This is a genomic window from Streptomyces sp. NPDC002888 (assembly GCF_042888465.1).
Classification (GTDB): domain Bacteria; phylum Actinomycetota; class Actinomycetes; order Streptomycetales; family Streptomycetaceae; genus Streptomyces.
This window is the reverse complement of the sequence record NZ_JBIAPU010000029.1, coordinates 26,035-42,483: the sequence shown is the minus strand read 5'-3', so window position 1 is coordinate 42,483 and position 16,449 is coordinate 26,035. Positions and strand designations below refer to the sequence as shown.

17 protein-coding genes are annotated in these 16,449 nt (G+C 70.2%); 10 read left to right on the top strand and 7 right to left on the bottom strand.

The genetic code is table 11. The features are described 5' to 3' along the window. The first annotated feature begins 10 nt into the window (after positions 1 to 10). A complete protein-coding gene (locus ACFYWX_RS36155) occupies positions 11 to 568 on the top strand; it encodes a YbaK/EbsC family protein (protein WP_389429082.1) in 558 nt (185 codons plus the stop codon). A gap of 33 nt (positions 569 to 601) precedes the next feature. On the opposite strand, the gene ACFYWX_RS36150 is transcribed toward ACFYWX_RS36155, so the two are convergent. Next, a complete protein-coding gene (locus ACFYWX_RS36150) occupies positions 602 to 1,696 on the bottom strand; it encodes a cation diffusion facilitator family transporter (protein WP_389429081.1) in 1,095 nt (364 codons plus the stop codon). Positions 1,697 to 1,758: 62 nt separating this feature from the next. On the opposite strand from ACFYWX_RS36150, the gene ACFYWX_RS36145 reads away from it, so the two are divergent. Beyond that, entirely contained in the window at positions 1,759 to 2,118 is a 360-nt protein-coding gene (locus ACFYWX_RS36145; protein WP_389429080.1) for an ArsR/SmtB family transcription factor, read from the top strand. Between the two features lie 12 nt (positions 2,119 to 2,130). Here ACFYWX_RS36145 and ACFYWX_RS36140 read toward each other — a convergent pair whose 3' ends face one another. Continuing rightward, positions 2,131 to 3,354 (bottom strand): 4-hydroxybenzoate 3-monooxygenase, encoded by a 1,224-nt coding sequence (locus ACFYWX_RS36140; protein WP_389429079.1) that lies wholly within the window; start codon positions 3,352 to 3,354, stop codon positions 2,131 to 2,133. Positions 3,355 to 3,418: 64 nt separating this feature from the next. Then, positions 3,419 to 3,826, bottom strand: coding sequence for a CoA-binding protein (locus tag ACFYWX_RS36135; RefSeq protein ID WP_389429078.1), 408 nt, complete (start codon positions 3,824 to 3,826; stop codon positions 3,419 to 3,421). Between the two features lie 137 nt (positions 3,827 to 3,963). Here ACFYWX_RS36135 and ACFYWX_RS36130 point away from each other — a divergent pair, with 137 nt between their 5' ends. The 5 genes from ACFYWX_RS36130 to ACFYWX_RS36110 all read left to right on the top strand — a co-directional run bounded on the left by ACFYWX_RS36130 (position 3,964) and on the right by ACFYWX_RS36110 (position 9,750). Beyond that, on the top strand, positions 3,964 to 4,743 hold the full coding sequence (locus ACFYWX_RS36130) for a hypothetical protein (protein WP_389429077.1): 780 nt from the start codon (positions 3,964 to 3,966) through the stop codon (positions 4,741 to 4,743). Then, positions 4,740 to 5,285, top strand: a complete 546-nt coding sequence (locus ACFYWX_RS36125) for a SixA phosphatase family protein (RefSeq protein ID WP_389429076.1) — start codon at positions 4,740 to 4,742, stop codon at positions 5,283 to 5,285. The genes ACFYWX_RS36130 and ACFYWX_RS36125 overlap by 4 nt, the downstream gene beginning before the upstream one ends. A gap of 22 nt (positions 5,286 to 5,307) precedes the next feature. Further along, on the top strand, positions 5,308 to 5,934 hold the full coding sequence (locus ACFYWX_RS36120) for a YigZ family protein (protein ID WP_389429075.1): 627 nt from the start codon (positions 5,308 to 5,310) through the stop codon (positions 5,932 to 5,934). A gap of 1,377 nt (positions 5,935 to 7,311) precedes the next feature. Next, complete coding sequence (locus ACFYWX_RS36115; RefSeq protein ID WP_389429074.1) at positions 7,312 to 8,199, top strand: DUF5655 domain-containing protein; 888 nt, start codon at positions 7,312 to 7,314, stop codon at positions 8,197 to 8,199. Between the two features lie 138 nt (positions 8,200 to 8,337). Continuing rightward, positions 8,338 to 9,750, top strand: a complete 1,413-nt coding sequence (locus tag ACFYWX_RS36110; RefSeq protein WP_389429185.1) for an alpha-L-rhamnosidase C-terminal domain-containing protein — start codon at positions 8,338 to 8,340, stop codon at positions 9,748 to 9,750. A 65-nt stretch (positions 9,751 to 9,815) separates the two neighbouring features. Here ACFYWX_RS36110 and ACFYWX_RS36105 read toward each other — a convergent pair whose 3' ends face one another. The 4 genes from ACFYWX_RS36105 to ribA form a co-directional block, all read right to left on the bottom strand. Next, positions 9,816 to 10,610, bottom strand: a complete 795-nt coding sequence (locus ACFYWX_RS36105) for a maleylpyruvate isomerase family mycothiol-dependent enzyme (protein WP_389429073.1) — start codon at positions 10,608 to 10,610, stop codon at positions 9,816 to 9,818. 102 nt (positions 10,611 to 10,712) lie between these two features. Further along, positions 10,713 to 11,645 carry an NADP-dependent oxidoreductase gene (locus ACFYWX_RS36100; protein ID WP_389429072.1) on the bottom strand — a complete coding sequence of 311 codons (933 nt, stop codon included), beginning with the start codon at positions 11,643 to 11,645 and terminating at the stop codon, positions 10,713 to 10,715. A 25-nt stretch (positions 11,646 to 11,670) separates the two neighbouring features. Beyond that, positions 11,671 to 12,618 (bottom strand): NADP-dependent oxidoreductase, encoded by a 948-nt coding sequence (locus tag ACFYWX_RS36095; protein WP_389429071.1) that lies wholly within the window; start codon positions 12,616 to 12,618, stop codon positions 11,671 to 11,673. 41 nt (positions 12,619 to 12,659) lie between these two features. After that, on the bottom strand, positions 12,660 to 13,301 hold the full coding sequence (gene ribA, locus ACFYWX_RS36090) for a GTP cyclohydrolase II (RefSeq protein ID WP_389429070.1): 642 nt from the start codon (positions 13,299 to 13,301) through the stop codon (positions 12,660 to 12,662). 92 nt (positions 13,302 to 13,393) lie between these two features. Between ribA and ACFYWX_RS36085 the strand changes: the two genes are divergently transcribed. The 3 genes from ACFYWX_RS36085 to ACFYWX_RS36075 all read left to right on the top strand — a co-directional run bounded on the left by ACFYWX_RS36085 (position 13,394) and on the right by ACFYWX_RS36075 (position 16,332). Then, positions 13,394 to 13,930: a MarR family winged helix-turn-helix transcriptional regulator gene (locus ACFYWX_RS36085; protein ID WP_389429069.1), complete on the top strand. Its 537-nt coding sequence runs from the start codon at positions 13,394 to 13,396 to the stop codon at positions 13,928 to 13,930. Between the two features lie 208 nt (positions 13,931 to 14,138). Then, positions 14,139 to 15,197: a helix-turn-helix transcriptional regulator gene (locus ACFYWX_RS36080; protein WP_389429068.1), complete on the top strand. Its 1,059-nt coding sequence runs from the start codon at positions 14,139 to 14,141 to the stop codon at positions 15,195 to 15,197. A 97-nt stretch (positions 15,198 to 15,294) separates the two neighbouring features. After that, positions 15,295 to 16,332 carry a hypothetical protein gene (locus tag ACFYWX_RS36075; RefSeq protein WP_389429067.1) on the top strand — a complete coding sequence of 346 codons (1,038 nt, stop codon included), beginning with the start codon at positions 15,295 to 15,297 and terminating at the stop codon, positions 16,330 to 16,332. The last annotated feature ends 117 nt before the right edge of the window (positions 16,333 to 16,449 follow it).

Below are 16,449 nucleotides of genomic sequence, written 5' to 3'. Positions count from 1 at the left end.
GCGTGCGGCCATGCGCGCACCCATCGGAGACTTCGACCAGGCCACGCCCGCCCCGGACTGCCTCGACGAGCTGACCGCCCCGGTCGCCGACGCCGTACGCCACTGGCGCGGCAGCGTTCTCGCCGAGGAGATCCTCTACGTCGACACCGACCCGCGGTGGGCCGACACCGCGGTCTTCGTGGAGCACTACGGGCGCGACCTGCTGGAGAGGTCGGCCAACTGCGTGGTCGTGGCGGGCAGGCGGGGCGGTGAGACCACGCTCGCCGCGTGTCTCGTCCCGTCCACCACCCGTGTCGATGTGAACGGTGTGGTGCGCCGCCGACTCGGCGCCCGCAAGGCCTCGTTCGCCCCGATGGACACGGCGACGGGGGAGGCCGGCATGGAGTACGGCGGCATCACCCCGCTGGGGCTGCCCGCCGACTGGCCGGTGCTGGTGGACTCGACCGTCGTCGACCTGCCGTACGTCCTGGTCGGCAGCGGGCGTCGGCGCGGCAAGCTCCTGGTACCGGGGAAGGCGTTCGCGGAGCTGCCCGGGGCGGTGGTCCTGGAAGGGCTGGGTGTGGCCTGACCTCGGGCGTCCGCGCGGGCGAGCAGGCCCGGTTCAGGCCGCCGTGTGGTGGGCGAGGGCCAGGTGCGGGTCCGCCTCGCCCGGGACCGGTGCAGGGTCGGCATGCACCAGGGCGGCGGTGAGCCGGGGCACCGCGTGCAGCAGGGCGTGTTCGGCGTCCACGGCGATCGCGTGGGCCTGCCGTACCGTCACCTCGCCGTCCACCACGACCGCCACCTCGGCGCGCAGCCGGTGCCCGATCCAGCGCAGCCGCAGCTCGCCCACCTCCCGCACGCCCGGGACCTCCCGAAGCGCCCGCTCGGCCCGGTCCACCAGGGCCGGGTCGACGGCGTCCAGCACCCGCCGGAACACCTCGCGCGCCGCGTCCCGCAGCACCAGCACGATCGCGGCCGTGATCGCCAACCCCACGATCGGGTCGGCGAGTTGCCAGCCGAGGGCCGAGCCCCCCGCGCCCAGGAGCACGGCGAGTGAGGTGAAGCCGTCCGTACGGGCGTGGAGTCCGTCCGCGACCAGCGCGGCCGAGCCGATGGCGCGGCCGACGCGGATGCGGTAGCGGGCCACCCACTCGTTGCCCGCGAAGCCGACCAGGGCGGCCACCGCGACCGCCGGGACATGTGCCACGGGACGCGGATCGAGGAGCCGGTCGAGCGCGGCCCACCCGGCGAAGGCCGCCGACGCGGCGATCGTCAGGACGATCACCAGACCGGCCAGATCCTCCGCGCGCCCGTATCCGTAGGTGAAGCGACGCGTCGCCGCCCGCCTGCCGAGCACGAACGCGATCCCGAGCGGTACGGCGGTCAGCGCGTCCGCCGCGTTGTGCACCGTGTCCCCGAGCAGCGCCACCGACCCGGACACGGCCACCACGACCGCCTGCGCCAGCGCGGTCACGCCGAGCACCGTCAGCGAGACCCAGAGCGCGCGCATACCGCGGGCCGAGGACTCCAGGGCGGGATCGAGTTTGTCGGCGGTCTCGTGGGAGTGGGGGGTGAGGAGATGGGCGAGGCGGCGGGTGACGCGGTCACGGTGCCGGAGGGGGGAGGGGGCGTGGTCGTGCGGGGGGTGTCCGTGCTCGTGGCCATGTCCCTGCGTGTGCTCGTGCCCGTGCGTGTGCTCGTGCCGGTCGCTCACGTGGATCCCCTTCCGGTGCGCGGAGGTGGACGCGCTGACGCCCACGACGCCATTATGTGCGTATGAGCGCACGCATGCACCTATCAGCTGCACATCATGCGCACCCGCGCAGCCCCGGCGAGGAACAGTTCGCGCTCGCCGCCGAACTCCTCGCCCTGCTCGGCGACCGCACCCGCCTCGCCCTGCTGCACGCCCTCACGGCCGGGGAGGCCGACGTCACCACCCTCACGGAGGCGTGCGGCGCGGCTCGGCCGGCCGTCAGCCAGCATCTGGCGCGGCTGCGGCTCGCGGGCCTGGTGAACACGCGCAAGGAGGGTCGCCGGGTGATCTACTCCCTGCGCGACGGCCATCTGCGCCGACTGGTCGACGAGGCGCTGAACGTGGCGGACCACCGGCTCGGCGACCAGCCGCTGCACGACTGACGGGTGCGAGTGTCAGTACCGCTCGGCCGTGCCCAGGTACTGCTCCGCGAAGGCGGCCGCGGCGGCGGGCGAGGTGAACAGGCGACGCAGCCGGGCGAGGGTGGTCCCGGCGCGGAACGGATCGCCCGCGGAGCTCCCGTGGTACAGCTCGGAGAGCCACTGCGAGAACTCCTGGTAGTCCCACACACGCCGCAGGGACGCCTCCGAGTAGCCGTCGAGCCCGCTGCCGTCACCCGAGGTGAGCCGGGTGACCAGGGAGTCCCCGAGCAGGAACGCGTCGTGCAGGGCGAGATTCATGCCCTTCGCGGCGATCGGTGCGACCAGGTGCGCCGCGTCACCGGCGAGGAACAGCCGCCCGAACGCCATCGGCTCGACGACGTAGTCGTGCATGTCGAGCACACGCTTCTCGATCAGCCGTCCCTCCGTGAGCGGCGCGGCGCCGGCCGCTCCCAGCCGCTCCCGCAACTCGGTCCAGACGCGGTCGTGCGGCCAGTTCTCCGGGTCGTCGCCAGGCGGGCACTGGAGGTAGTAGCGGGTCACCTCGGGGCTGCGGGCCATGTGCCCGGCGAATCCGCGCGGATGCGCCCCGAACAGCACGCAGTCGGAGGAGGGCGGCGCCTCCGCGAGCAGCGCGAGCCAGCCGATGCCGTAGTCGTGCCGGGCGACACGGACCCGCCCCGGCGGCAGTGCGGCCCGCGACACCCCGCGCGCCCCGTCGCATCCCGCGACGAAGTCGCAGTGGACCACCTGCCGTTGACCGGACTCCGGGCAGGTGTACGACACCGACGGCCGGTCGGTGTCCAGGTCGTGCAGCCGTACGTCCCGCACCGAGAACCGGATGTCGCCGCCCCGCACGTCCGCGTACTCGCGCACCAGGTCCGTGACCAGCAACGGCTGCGGGTAGACGAAGTGGTGACGGCCCGTCAACTCTGTGTAGGCGAAGCGATGGCGCTCCCCGCCGAAGCGGAACTCGCACGCGCTGTGCGGCTGCGCCCGCTCAAGGAGGTTCTCCGCGAGACCCCGCCGCCCGAGCTCCCGCACGGCCCATTCCTCGACGACCCCGGCCCGGGGCCGCCGTTCGATGAACTCCCTGCTCTCGGTCTCCAGCACCACACAGTCCACGGAGGCGGCCCGCAGGATGTTGCCGAGCGTGAGCCCCGCGGGCCCCGCGCCCACGACGACCACCGGACTGCGATGCGAGGAGGGGGAGTCGGGAGGGCCGGAGTCGAAGGTCACCAGGTCATTATGGCGACGGTGTCGGTGCGGGCGTCCGGACCGGGCACCCGCGGCGGCCGCCGCCCTATCGCAGCCGGGGGATCTCGATCGCCGGGCAACGGTCCATGACCATGTCCAGGCCGGCCGCCCGCGTGCGGTCGTACGCGGCGCCGTCGATCACTCCCAGCTGGAACCAGACCGCCTTGGCGCCCTTCGCCACCGCCTCGTCGGCGACGGCTCCGGCGAGGTCGCTGTTGACGAAGACGTCCACGACGTCCACCTCGAAGGGGATGTCCGCGAGGGAGGCGTAGCCCGGCTCACCGTGCACCGTCTCCGCCTTGGGGTGGACGGGCACGATGCGCTTGCCGAAGCGCTGGAGGACGTCCGCGACGCCGTGGGCCGCACGCCGCTGGTTCGACGACAGACCGACGATCGCCCAGGTGTCGCCGAGCTCGGTGAGGATCTTGCGGACCGTCGCCTCGTCGCCGTACATCGTCGGCCTCCTGTGGCCTCGGGGAAGGATGTCGTCACGGACAACAGCGGAGGGCGCGCGGTGATTCCGGGCGCCGCCCGCGCCACGATGCGCGCCGCATACCTGCGCTCGCCCGCCCGGGCGCCTACGCTCGCTTCGTGCTCCGCATCATCGACGCCCGAACCGGCGAACCCGTCGACGCCGCCCCGGCCCGCCGGGGCCTGACCCGTGTCGAGGCCCACACGTCGTCCCACGACATCGGCACGCTCCGGGTGCTGCTCGTCGCCGACCTGCTCGTACGTGCCCTGGAGCTCGGCGGTACGCCGGTCCGGGCGCTGCTCACCGGCGAACACAACCGGGCGGAGCTGCGGGCCGGCGCCACGGCGCTCGGCATCCGGCCCTTCGAGGACACCAGGGACGCCGGCCTGCGGGAAGCGCAGATCCTCCACGTGGTGGGCGAGAGCGGCGCGGCCCCCGATGGCGTACGCATCGCCGTCGCCCCCGTCGAGGCGCCCCACCCCGGGCACCCACCGGCGCCCGACCCCGCCGGCCTGCTGCCCGGCGCACCGGGCAGCCTCGGGTCCCTGCCGGACAACGACCCCGCCGTCCTGCGTCTGGCCCTGCTCTCCCGGCCCCGGAGCGCCCCCGTGCGGCTGGACGTTCAGGCGCTGGAGGAGGCCCACGTCACGCTCCTGCGCTGGCGCCGTGCCGTCGCCGAGTGGGCGCGACGGCCTTCGCGGCCGGTGCCGGAGGAGGTGCGGGAGCGGCTTCGTACCGCCTGGGAGGACGATCTGGACCTGCCCGGGGTCCTGGAGGTCCTGCGGTGGGTGGAGGAGGCCGGGCCGGACCTGCCGGAGGGCGCCCGGTTCGAGACGTACGCGTACGCCGACCGGCTGCTCGGCCTCGAGCTCACCCGCGACCTGGGATCCTGGGCATGACCGCGCGCGCCGGAACGGGACCGCTGCGCCGTCTGGCCGTGCTGCGGCACGCGAAGTCCGCCTGGCCGGAGGGCGTCCCCGACCACGAACGGCCACTGGCCCCGCGCGGTCGCCGGGACGCCCCGGCCGCCGGACGCGCGCTCGCCGAGATCGACTGCCTGCCCGATCTCGCCCTGTGCTCGACCGCCACGCGCGCGCGTGAGACCTGGGAACTCGCCTCCGCCCAGTGGGGCACCCCGCCGCCGGTGCGGCACGATCCCCGGCTGTACGCGGCCGACGTGCCTGAGCTGCTGAGGGTCGTGCGGGAGGCGCCCGCCGAGGCCGCGACACTGCTGCTGATCGGGCACAACCCGGGCCTGGAGGAACTGGTCCTCGAACTGGCCGGGGACGCCCTCGACGACCTGCTGGACGAGGTCCGGCTGAAGTTCCCGACCTCGGCGATCGCGGTCCTCGCCTGGCGCGGCACCACCTGGCGCGACCTCGCCCCCGACACGGCCCTGCTGACCTGGACGGCCGTGCCCCGGGGGAGGAAGGGCGGCTGATCCGGAGCATTAGGCTGGCCGGATGCAGGACGAGTACCGCACCGTCGCCCGCGCGGGTGTGCACGAAACCGACGTCAACCGCTCCCGCTTCCTGTGCGCGCTCGCCCCGGCGGCCACCGAACAGGAGGCCCAGAGCTTCGTCGCGGCCGTCCGCAAGGAGCACGCCGACGCCACCCACAACTGCTGGGCCTACGTCATCGGCGCCGACGCGGCCGTCCAGAAGGCGAGCGACGACGGCGAGCCCGGCGGCACGGCCGGCGTCCCCATGCTCCAGATGCTGCTGCGCCGCGACATGCGGTACGTCGCCGCCGTCGTCACCCGCTACTACGGCGGGGTCAAGCTCGGCGCGGGCGGCCTCATCCGCGCCTACGGCGGCGCCGTCGGCGAGGCCCTCGACGAGCTCGGCACGATCACCCGGCGCCGCTTCCGGCTCGCCACGGTGACCGTCGACCACCAGCGCGCGGGCAAGGTGCACAACGACCTCCGCTCGACCGGCCGCGACATACGCGACGTGCGCTACGCCGAGGCCGTCACCATCGAGATCGGGCTCCCGGACGCCGACGTGGACGCCTTCCGCGCGTGGCTCGCGGACGCGACCGCGGGCACGGCGGGGTTCGAACTCGGTGGAGAGGCGTACGGAGACGCCTGAAACAGACATAAGTGGTGTTTCCGTGAGCTCTGATGACGGGGCGATACGGGAGTAACCGCCCGTGGTGTCGGACCCGGCCGTTAGTCTCGAGGATCATGAGATTGCTGCACAAATTTTCGGTGCGCTGCTTACCATAAGTGTGCATGATGCGGCAAAGGTGCAGGTCAGGGCGTTGTTGTTCGCTCCATGAGAGGCCCATTGGCGGTGCCGGTGCTGGTTGGGTGCTGACCTGTGGGCACCCCTCGTCACCCCTGGTGACCTGTCCCGTGCTGGTTCCGTGCTGGGCAGGGAGAGCTTTGAGTTGCAGGCGATGGAGCGAGGTCGGGCAGCCGCCCTATTCGCAGTCGCCGAACTGATGGGTTTGGTGAGGCGGCTTCTGACGGACCGGTTTTCATTTGCCTGCGCTCGTATGCCGCGCGCCAGTGCTGAACAGGTCACAGCAGGCCTGGATACGTCAGACGGAGCGTTCGTGTCGGGACGACAGTCGGAGAAGTCACTTTCCGCGTATGGCAGCTCTGTGGCAGATCGTCCGCTTCAATTCCGCAGCGGCCCGAATCCGGGAAATGTGGGGCACACTCTGCGAGCTCTTCCGAGGTGCGCACGCTGTGACCGCAGGCGGTAGGTGTCGGGCTGTCAGCAGATTCTTCGTCTGCTGGTGGTACACGCTCACCGTCGCCATTGACCTGTGGCAAAGGATGGAATCGTCTGCTGCTGAGCCGAGTTGGTCCGCACCTGGTCCGGATCTTGGTCCGTGATCTGTGGTGTTGGCGTGCGAGTCCTTCGAGTACGCGGAGCAAGGAGGCGGTGACGACACGTGTGCTACGGCCGACGCGTAGCACGCGGCACGGGAACTCCCCACGACGAACCAGGTCGTTAGCTCTTCGCCCGCCAGAACCCGAACGCCCTGGAAGCCTCCTCCACGCTCCCCGTTCCCTGCCAAGTCGCGCGGATGTGCGTAGGGCTGTACTGGGCGCCCTCCAGTTCGTTGGTCTGCCCCTGCATATCGGATTCTCCAGTTCTATAAGACGGCGCTGCTTATGCGCAGTCGGTGGTGTTTGAAACTGCCGCGAACGTGTGGCTCTGATGCGTGTGGCGGGTCGGTGAGCTGCGGCGGCGGCCCGGACGTTGGTCAGAACAGCAAGTGACGTGAGTGAGGTCACCCCGCATCGCGCGCTGAGGTCGATGTCGATGTGCAGGCCAGCGATGGAGGGTTAGCCCCGCGGTCCCGCGCATGTCCCGCCACTTGGAAATTTCCTACTGATCTGCCTCGTTTGAAGTGTCCCGGGGATCCCTGGGACCAGGCTGCGGAATAGCCGGAAATAAATTCGACAGCCCCTGTTGTTGACCGTCGGCCACACTGGCTGCACGGGAGGGGTAGTGCCGGACCTGAAGCTCTACAACACGAAAGGCGGCGTGACGGAGGTCATGCCGCGCCTTGCTGATGCCGAGGCGGATGTGCAGAGTCTCGTCGAGGCCAACATGGAGGCACTGCTCGGCGTCCGCTTCCTGGCGACCGAGTACAGCACCGGTCCGGTCCACGGCGGCCGGATCGACTCGCTGGGGATCGACGAGAACGGGGCACCGGTGATCGTTGAGTACAAGCGCGGCACCGACGCAGGGGTGATCCATCAGGGGCTCTACTACCTGAGCTGGCTGATGGACCACCGGAGCGAGTACCAGCACCTGGTACGCGACCGGCTCGGGGGCACGGCTGCGGCCCAGGTGCTGTGGAGCGCGCCCAGGCTGATCTGCGTGGCCGGCGACTTCACCCGCTACGACGTGCATGCCGTACGCGAGCACCGGCGCAGCATCGACCTGGTCCGCTACCGCTTCTTCGGCACTGAGTACTTTGGCCTTGAGACCGTGGCCTCCGTCATCGGACATGCGGCTGCCCCCAGGACGGCCCGTCGACGGGCGTCCGCGGTACCGAGTGCCCGAAGGCGAGACGGCGCGTTGACGGACATGGCCGCGGCGGTCGACGAGATCCTGCTCGGCCTCGGGGACGGCATCACCCGGGTCCCGCGCCAGACCTACTGTGCCTACCAGCGGCTGCGGAACTTCGCCTGCGTCTGTCCGCCGCAGAAGACCAAGCTGCTTGTCTATCTCAAGGCGGATCCGAAGGAGGTCGACCTCGTTCCCGGGTTCACCCGCGACGTGACGGGGCTCGGCCACCACGGCACGGGCGACCTTGAGGTGCAGCTTCGTACGGAGCGGGACCTGGAGCGCGCTCAGGACCTGTTCCGCCTCAGCTACGTCGCGGCGTAGCGGCTTCTCCTCCGGGTGGTTGGGCCGGTGGAATGTGTGGTTGTGGCTGTCGTCGTGGCGCTGCCTCTCGACGTGGTGGTCAGGACGTGGCGGTGGACTATCAATGATGCGGACGATCCCCTGTTTGGCTAACCGGGGATCGGGTGCTATACGCGGGTCGTCGACGCCGCTTACCCGCGAGGTGGACCGGCGTCGACGACCTCCATCGACAGTTCTAGCGGGTCGAAGTGGATCAGAGACTCCAGCCGCCAGGTCGCCCTCACCTGGGACGTCAACGGCGTCCTCACCAACTACCTGCGCCACTTCCCCGACACCCAGGTCTCCACCGGCCAGCTGCCCATGATCGTCCCCGTCGCCAAGGGCGGCTACGGCTACGACCGCACCCCCGGCTGGAACGCCGCGTGGAAGGCGGTGCCCGCCTGGGACTCGGCGTACTTCGTCATCCCGAGGGAGCTGTACACCTACTACGGCAACAGCAGCCTGTTCGCCGAGTTGTACGACCACCAGGACACACTCCTGAAGTACTACGAGACCCTGTTCACCGCAGAGAACGCCTACACCTTCGAAGCCTCGCTCGGCGCCTACTCCGGAGCGGAGGCCCCCGGCAGCAACGCCGTCATCAGCCTCGCCTTCTACATCCACTTCTGCGACTACATGGACGAGGTGGGACGGCGACTCGGCCGCACCCAACGCGCCGCCCACTACGCGCAGTTGGCGCGCACGCTCCGCAAGGCGTTCATCGCGAACCACTGGGACGCCGCCAAGGGCTGCTTCACCCAGGGCAGCATCTCCAGCGAGAACGCCATGGCCATCGCCTTCGACCTGGTCCCCGGCTCGGACCTGAGCCCCGACGACCCCCGCCACCTGGCGGGCACGAAGACGGTCGAGGAGAACAAGAAGGCCCTCGCGAAGCTGCTCGCCGACCGGATCGTGGCGGCGGACCAGCACATCCAGAACGACATGTACGGCTCGCGCTACGAGTTCAACATCCTCAGCGAGTACGGCTACACGGACATCGCGTTGAAGGCGGTCACGCAGACCGGTCTGCCCGGCTACGTGTACCAGATCGCCAAGGGCGCCACCTCGCTGTGGGAGCAGTGGACCGACCGGTTGTCGGTCAACCATCACTACCGCTCGAATGTGGCCACCTGGTTCTACCAGAGCCTGGCCGGCATCAGACCGACGGCGACGGCGTACGAATCCTTGCGCATCCGCCCGTACATCCCCTCGGCCGCGGTCAACAGCCGGGTGCCGAAGGGCGTCGAGGACACCGACCTCTCGCCCGCGACGCTGGACCACGTCAGCGCCTCGATCGACACGGCGCGGGGTCGGGTGTCCTCGGAGTGGCGCCGCCGCGCGGACGGACGGATCGACCTCGCGGTCACCATCCCGTACAACACAGAGGCCGAGATCTGGGTCCCCACCCAGAGCCAGGACAAGTCCGTCACCGCGCTCTGGGGTGTCGCCTTCCTCCGTGACGACACCTCAGGCGGCGCGCCCTACAAGGTCCACCGGGCCCGGGCGGGGTCGTACCGCTTCAACGCCGGATGACCTGAACACGCAGACAGCCGCACCGTGCCGAGTCGTCGCCCTCGGCATGGCGCGGCTTCGGCCGGCTAGAAGCCGGGGAAGACCCGTCGCAGGTCGTCGAGGGTGAGGGAGGTGCTCGCCAGAGACACCTCGCTCGGGGTGTGCGCGGGCGCGTGGCGGCCGGTGGTGAGGCGCAGCCACCACTCGGCCGGTGCGTTCAGGACGGCGTCGGGGTGCTCCGGCTCATCGGTGAGCGTGACTGCGTTCCCCACCTCCACTCCGAAGGTGCGCTCGGGTGCGGTGGTGTGGACGGCTATGCGGACCGGGCGGGCGTCCAGGACATCGGCCTTGCCGAGGAAGTTCAGGAATGCACCGGCCTGGTCGAGGAGCAGTCCGGTCACAGCGGGGAGCAGGGGCGCCTGGTGATCGAAGGCGACCCCCACGTCCCAGGTGTGGTGGGCGAACTCAGTGAGCCGCACGCCGGCCACCGTGGCGACATCGGCCGCCACGGGCAGGAAACCGAGGTCGACCTTCAGTTCCTTGCGCGTCTGCGCGTCGAGGCCCTCATAGCGGCTGACCAGCGCGTCGTTGGCCACCACGAAGCCCTCGGCCCGCTGGGAGGGTGACATGTCGTCCCAGCGCGCCCACACGGACTTGTTGAAGTCCCCGTCGGGCGTGCCGGTGGCGTTCAACGCGCCCTCCAGGACCGCCAGGCTTATCTCGGCGCCACTGCCCAGATGGCTGAGCACCTGTGACACGTCCCACCCCGACGCCCCGGAGGGCCGGGTGAGGTCAGCGGAGGCGAGGCCGTGCACCACGGCTGTCAGATAGTCGTGTCCGCTGCGCAGGGCATCGATGGTCTGGTCGGCACGGTCGGTCATATGCGTTGCTCCGTAGGGGTATGAGAAAGGGAGATACAAAGGAAAGGAAGCGTGAACGTGACGGGGGGATGACTGCATCCGCGGGTTCGCCCGCGGTCTCGGTCAGGGGATCAGGACGATCTTGCCGCGGGTGTGCCGCTGCTCCAGCTCTGCGAAGGCGTCGGCGACGCGGTCGAGCGGGTACGTGGCGGCGATCGGGATCTCGACGGCACCCGAGGCGACCAGATCGACCAGCTCCAGCAGGATCTCGCGTGCGGTCGCGTTGTGGCGGCCGTCGGTGTGGGCGCCGATCTCCGCGGCGCGTTCCATGGCGACGGTCGTCTGGATGCGGTCCGGCTTGATGCCGAGATCGACCGCGAGGTCGAGGTACTCGGGCCCGTGGAGGTCGATGAACGCGTCGATGCCGTCCGCTCCTGCCGCCTGTTCGAGCCGTTCGCGAAGGCCGTCTCCGTACGGCACCGGGATGACGCCGTGCCTGTCCAGCCACTCGGCATTGGCCGACGAGGAGATGCCGAGCACGCGCACGCCTCGACCGGTGAGCAGCTGTACGAGGAACGAGCCGACCCCGCCCGCGGCGGCGGACACCGCGACCGTCTCCCCGGGTTGGGCGGCGACGGCGCGCAGGGCCGCGTAGGCCGTGGCACCGACCATGTGCAGGGAGCCCGCCGCCTCCCAGCTGACCTGAGGCGGCTTGGCCACCAACTGGGCCGCCCGGACAGCCGCGTGCGTCGCCTGCGTGCCGGCTTTCGGCGTCCAGCCCAGCACCTCGTCGCCGACGGCGAGCCCGTCCACACCGGGGCCGACCGCGGTGACGACCCCGGCGAGGTCGCTGCCCTGGCCGGAGGGGAAGTCCACGGGGAACAGATCCCGGATCACCCCGGACCGGATCATCGCGTCGAAAGGATTGATGGCGGCGGCACGCACTTCGACGACGACCTCTCCTGACCCCGGCTCGGGCGTCGGGACGTCGGTGACGTACAGCACGTCACGATCGCCGTACCGGTCAAAACGCACTGCCTGTGGTGTTCGGTTCATGTCTTCTCCGCAGCTCTTCGGTCGGTCAGGGGACGATGACGGTCTTGCCGGTGGCGTGGCCGGCGCGGGCCTTGGCGACGATGGCCGGGGCGTCGGCGAGCGGGACTTCCGCGTCGATGCGGACGCGCAGTTCCCCGATGGCGGCGAGTTCAGCGAGTGTCGCCAGCGTCTCGGAGGTGGGACTGTTGCCGAGGTTGACGCCGAGGATGTCGCGGGCGGCCAGCGCGTCGGGATCGGTGGCGTAGTTGGTGCTGACCAGGGTGGAGCCGGCGCGGAGCAGACCGGCCATGGGGCTGATGTCGCCGCCGGTCGGGGTGACGAGGTCGACGACGGCGTGGATGCCCTCGGGGTAAGCGGCGGCCACCTGCTCATGGGTGGGGGCCACGGTGAAGTCGATGACGCTGTGGGCGCCGAGACCGCGCAGGTGGTCGGTCAGATCGGACGTTCCGGTGGCAAGGACGCGGACTCCGGCCCGGGCGGCGAACTGGATGGCCGACTGGCCCACGCCGCCGCTGGCGCCGTTGATCAGAAGCGTGTGGCCGCCGGCGAGACGCGCGGCCTGGACGGCCTGGTAGGCGGTCACGCTCGCGGTGGGAAGGGCGGCGGCGAGCGTGTAGGAGAGGGTCTGGGGGATGTGGGCGATCTTGCCGTCCTGTTCGGCGAGGGTGTACTCGGTGTAGGAGCCCTGGCCCTGGGGCAGGCGCATGAACTGTCCGTAGACGCGGTCGCCGGGGCGGAAGCGGGTGACGCCCGTGCCCGTCTTCTCGATCACGCCCGCTCCGTCGGAACCCATGACGAGGGGAAAGGCGTGCTGGACGGAGTCTTTGAGGGCGCCGTCGGTGACTTTCCAGTCGAAGGGGTTTACTCCGGCGGCGTGGATGCGTACCAGGATTTCGCCGGGGCCGGGCTCGGGCGTGGGCAGGTCGACGAGCTCGGGCTGGGCACCGAAATTGGTGACGACGACGGCTTTCATGGTGCTGCCTTTCTGGGCTGGTGGGGGGATTGCGGCGGGCGTCAGCCGACCAGGGCCGGCATCGACGTGAGGGCGATGGTGTGGTGGGTGTGCTCGACCTTGGCGTGGAGGTAGCGCAGGTTGCTGGGGGTGGTGTGGACGCCGGTGGGGACGGTGCGGGCGACCGAGACGCCGAGGCCACGCAGCTGCTGTGCCTTGTCGGGGTTGTTGGTGAGCAGGTTCAGGTCGGTGATGCCGAGGGCGGTGAGCATCTGGGCGGCGGCCGTGTAGTCGCGGGCGTCCTCGGGCAGGCCGAGGGCGGTGTTGGCCTGGTAGGTGTCGAGGCCGGCGTCCTGGAGGGCGTAGGCGTCGAGCTTGTTGTAGAGGCCGATGCCGCGGCCTTCCTGGCGGAGGTAGAGCAGGACGCCTCCGGTGGTGGCGATGCGCTCGACGGCCTCGCGCAGCTGGGGTCCGCAGTCGCAGCGTGCGGAGCCGAAGACGTCACCGGTGAGGCATTCGGAGTGCAGACGCACCAGCGGGGTGGTCGCGGCGGCGGGGTCCCCCAGGACCAGGGCGATGTGCTCGGCGCCGTCGGCCAGGCCGTTGAACGTGATCACCTCGGCGGTCACCTGGTAGCCGTCCGGGAAGCTGAGCGGGATACGGACCCGGGTGCGGACGGTGGCTGCTGCGGTGCTGGTGGTCATGATGTCTCCCGTGGCGTCGGTGATTCAAATTTGAACGCGCCACTTACGATAGACTGTGTGTTCCAATTTGAACAACTTGGATGGGGTGTGACGTGGCTCATACGCGATGGCTGAATGACGAGGAGAAGCGTGCCTGGACGGCCTTCACCACCGCGCATGCGCTGCTGTACCGGCGTCTGGAGCAGCGGCTCAAGCGCGAGTTCGGCTTGTCCGGCCTGCAGTACGAGATCATGGCCCGGCTCAGCGGGGCGGCGGACCGGGAGATGCGGATGGCCGAGCTGGCGTCCGCTCTGGTCAACTCCAAGAGCGGGCTGACGTATCAGATCGGGCAGATGGAGAAGTCCGGGCTGGTGCGCCGGCGCTCCTGTCCCAGTGACGACCGGGCGGTCTTCGCCGTCCTCACCGACGACGGCGTGGCCCTGCTGGAGCGGGCGGCGCCCGGTCATGTGGAGACGGTGCGTGAGCTCCTCTTCGACGTGCTCACCCCCGACCAGGTGCGGGCGCTCGCCGACGGCCTCGGCGAAGCGACCCGCCGGATGGCCGACGGTCCCGGCGAAGCCCGCGCCGCGGCTGAGGAGACCACGTGCTCGGGTGCTGACACCGAGGCTGCCGCCGGAATCCACGCGTGAGGGGGCGGTCGGGTCAGTGGCCGGCGAGTTGGACCGGCGGCCGGGGACCAGGAGAGCCGGCGACGACCTGCGCACGGTCGTCGCCCAGGCCGTAGGGCCCTGTCGGCAGCAGGTGGGAGCAACTGCGGGCCCACACGTGGCAGATGGTCGAGGGTGGGAATGCGGAGGGCCCGTGAGCGCGGGATCCCGAGCCGTGGATGATGTGCCCATGGATGCGGAAGAGCTGTACCCGGCCGGTGCGAACGGCGCGCTCGCGGCGCAGGGTTCCGGGGGTGGGGACGTGCGGCAGCCGGCCCGGTTCAGCCGGCGGCCGGGCGACCCGCGTGACCTGCCGGTGCGCGGCCTTCCGGAGGGTGGGCGCTCCCTCGACGTTGTGAGGATCCGATCGGGGGTGCCCGAGGACGAGACCGGCTGTCGGTCGGAGCTGCGCGAGGGCTTCCACTCGCTGTTCTGGCTCCGGTCTGGCACCGGTGTGCAGTTCATCGACGGGAAGCCGGTAAAAGTGGACTCTCCGACGCTGACGCTGGTCGGCCAAGGGCAGGTGTACCGCTACGAGGACATGGGCAACATCGACGGCGCGGTCGTCAGCTTCGGTGACGACCTGCTGTACGAGGGGTCCGCGGTGCAGGTGAACCCGGTATGGCTCGTCGGCCGCTACGGGGCGCAGTCGGTGCGCGTGCCGACGGAGGACGCGCCGCGCATCGACCTGTTGGTCGACGTCCTGGCGGCCGAGGCACAGCGCTCGCAGGACGCGTCGAGCGGGGAGGTCCAGCGGCACCTGCTGCTCACGCTGCTGTTGTTGGCCCAGCGCTACTACGACGATGCCCGCGCGGACGCGGAGACGGGCGACGACGGCGACGCGCGGCTGCACCGCCGCTTCGTGGCCCTGCTGGAGCGGGACTACGCCCGCCACCACGACGTGGACCACTACGCGAACGCGCTGGGCGTGCCGCCACCGCTGCTGGCCCGTGCCATGTCCAACAGCACTGGCCGTCCGACGAAGGCACTGATCACGGACCGGGTCATGCTGGAGGCGTCGCGACTGCTGCGGTTCACCGATCTGCAGATCGGTGAGATCGCCTCCCGGGTCGGCCTGCGCAACCAGTTCTATTTCTCACGCGCCTTCAAGCAGCGCTACGGCGAGTCACCGCAGGCCTACCGCACCCGCGTACGCGACGGCGCCCGGTCGCCGGATGCCGAATTACGCCCTGCGCTGCCGGGTCTCCAGGAAAGGTGCATGGATTCAGCGAGTTCCGTCATGGCTTGATCCGTCCCGGCTGGCGAAGCTACGTGTGTGATCGTGCAGGGCGTGAAGTCCCGGGCGAGCACTCCGACTTGGCTTTGCGAATGAACCGGAGAAGGACATGGAATCGTTGAACCGGCGGACTCTGCTGGGTGCCGCGGCGGCCGCTGTGCCGCTGGCCGTGGCCCCCGGACTGACGTCGCCCGCCTCGGCGTCACCCCGGCAGCCGACGGCGTCCGGAAAGTATCCTCAGAAGGCCGTTCTTCCCAACGTGCTGGAGACCAGCCACGCCAGCCGGGAGGCGGCGGCCCTGTTTCACGCCTACTACACCGCCAAGTCCCGCTATGACATCGATGCCTTCATCGATTTCTTCAACCCGGGGCAGATGGCCTACTTCGACTCGCCGTTGCACATCGGCGGGGTGTTTCCCACAAGGGACGCCTTCCGCGACCAGGTCATGGGCCCGACGCTGGAAGGCTGGTCGAAGGCGGGCGGGAAGTCGTACCCGATCCGCATCCTCGGCGACACCACCAGCGCCATCGTCTTCTTCCGCAACACCCCGGAGCTGTTCGGCAACGAAGTCCGCATCATCTCCTCCATGACCCTGGAGCACGGCAAGGTCGTCCGAGTGGTCGACTACTGGGACGGGCGGCGCAACGACGAAGCCCTCAAGAACCGCCCCCCGAACACCCAGAACCCCCGAAACCTCGGCGTGGAGGTCGTGAAGGAGAGCGCCGACCCACTCATCAAGACCATTGCCCACCAACTGGGCTCGGCTCTGGCGGCTGGCGACATCTCCAGCGCCCAGGAGCTGTTCTCGGACGACGCCCTCTACGAGGACATGACCACCCGGACCGTCATCACCGGACGACCGGCGATCGGCCGCTACCTGCAGCGTGCGCTGTCGAAGCTTCCCTACGGGCCGGGTTCCGAGGTGCTCCACGTCCTCGGCAGTAAGCAGGGCGGTGGCTACGAGTGGGTCACCAACAGCGAAGCCGTTCCCAATGGGGTCACCGCACTGCAACTCGACTGGGTCAGCGATTACAAGCAGCCCGACGTCCTGAAGCCCAAGATCACCAGGCTGACCACCGTCTGGGACGCTTCCCTGCTGGACGACTCCGTGGTCCGCTCCCTGGCGGCCTTGTCGATCGAGGAGTAGCACTCCGCTCGGGGATTGGGGTGCATCCCCTCCCAGCATCCTCTGGAAATGGTGCTCCAGCCTGCCGATGTGTTGAGCGGCCGTCGGCAGGCTGGTCCACGGGGCTCGTTCACGCCG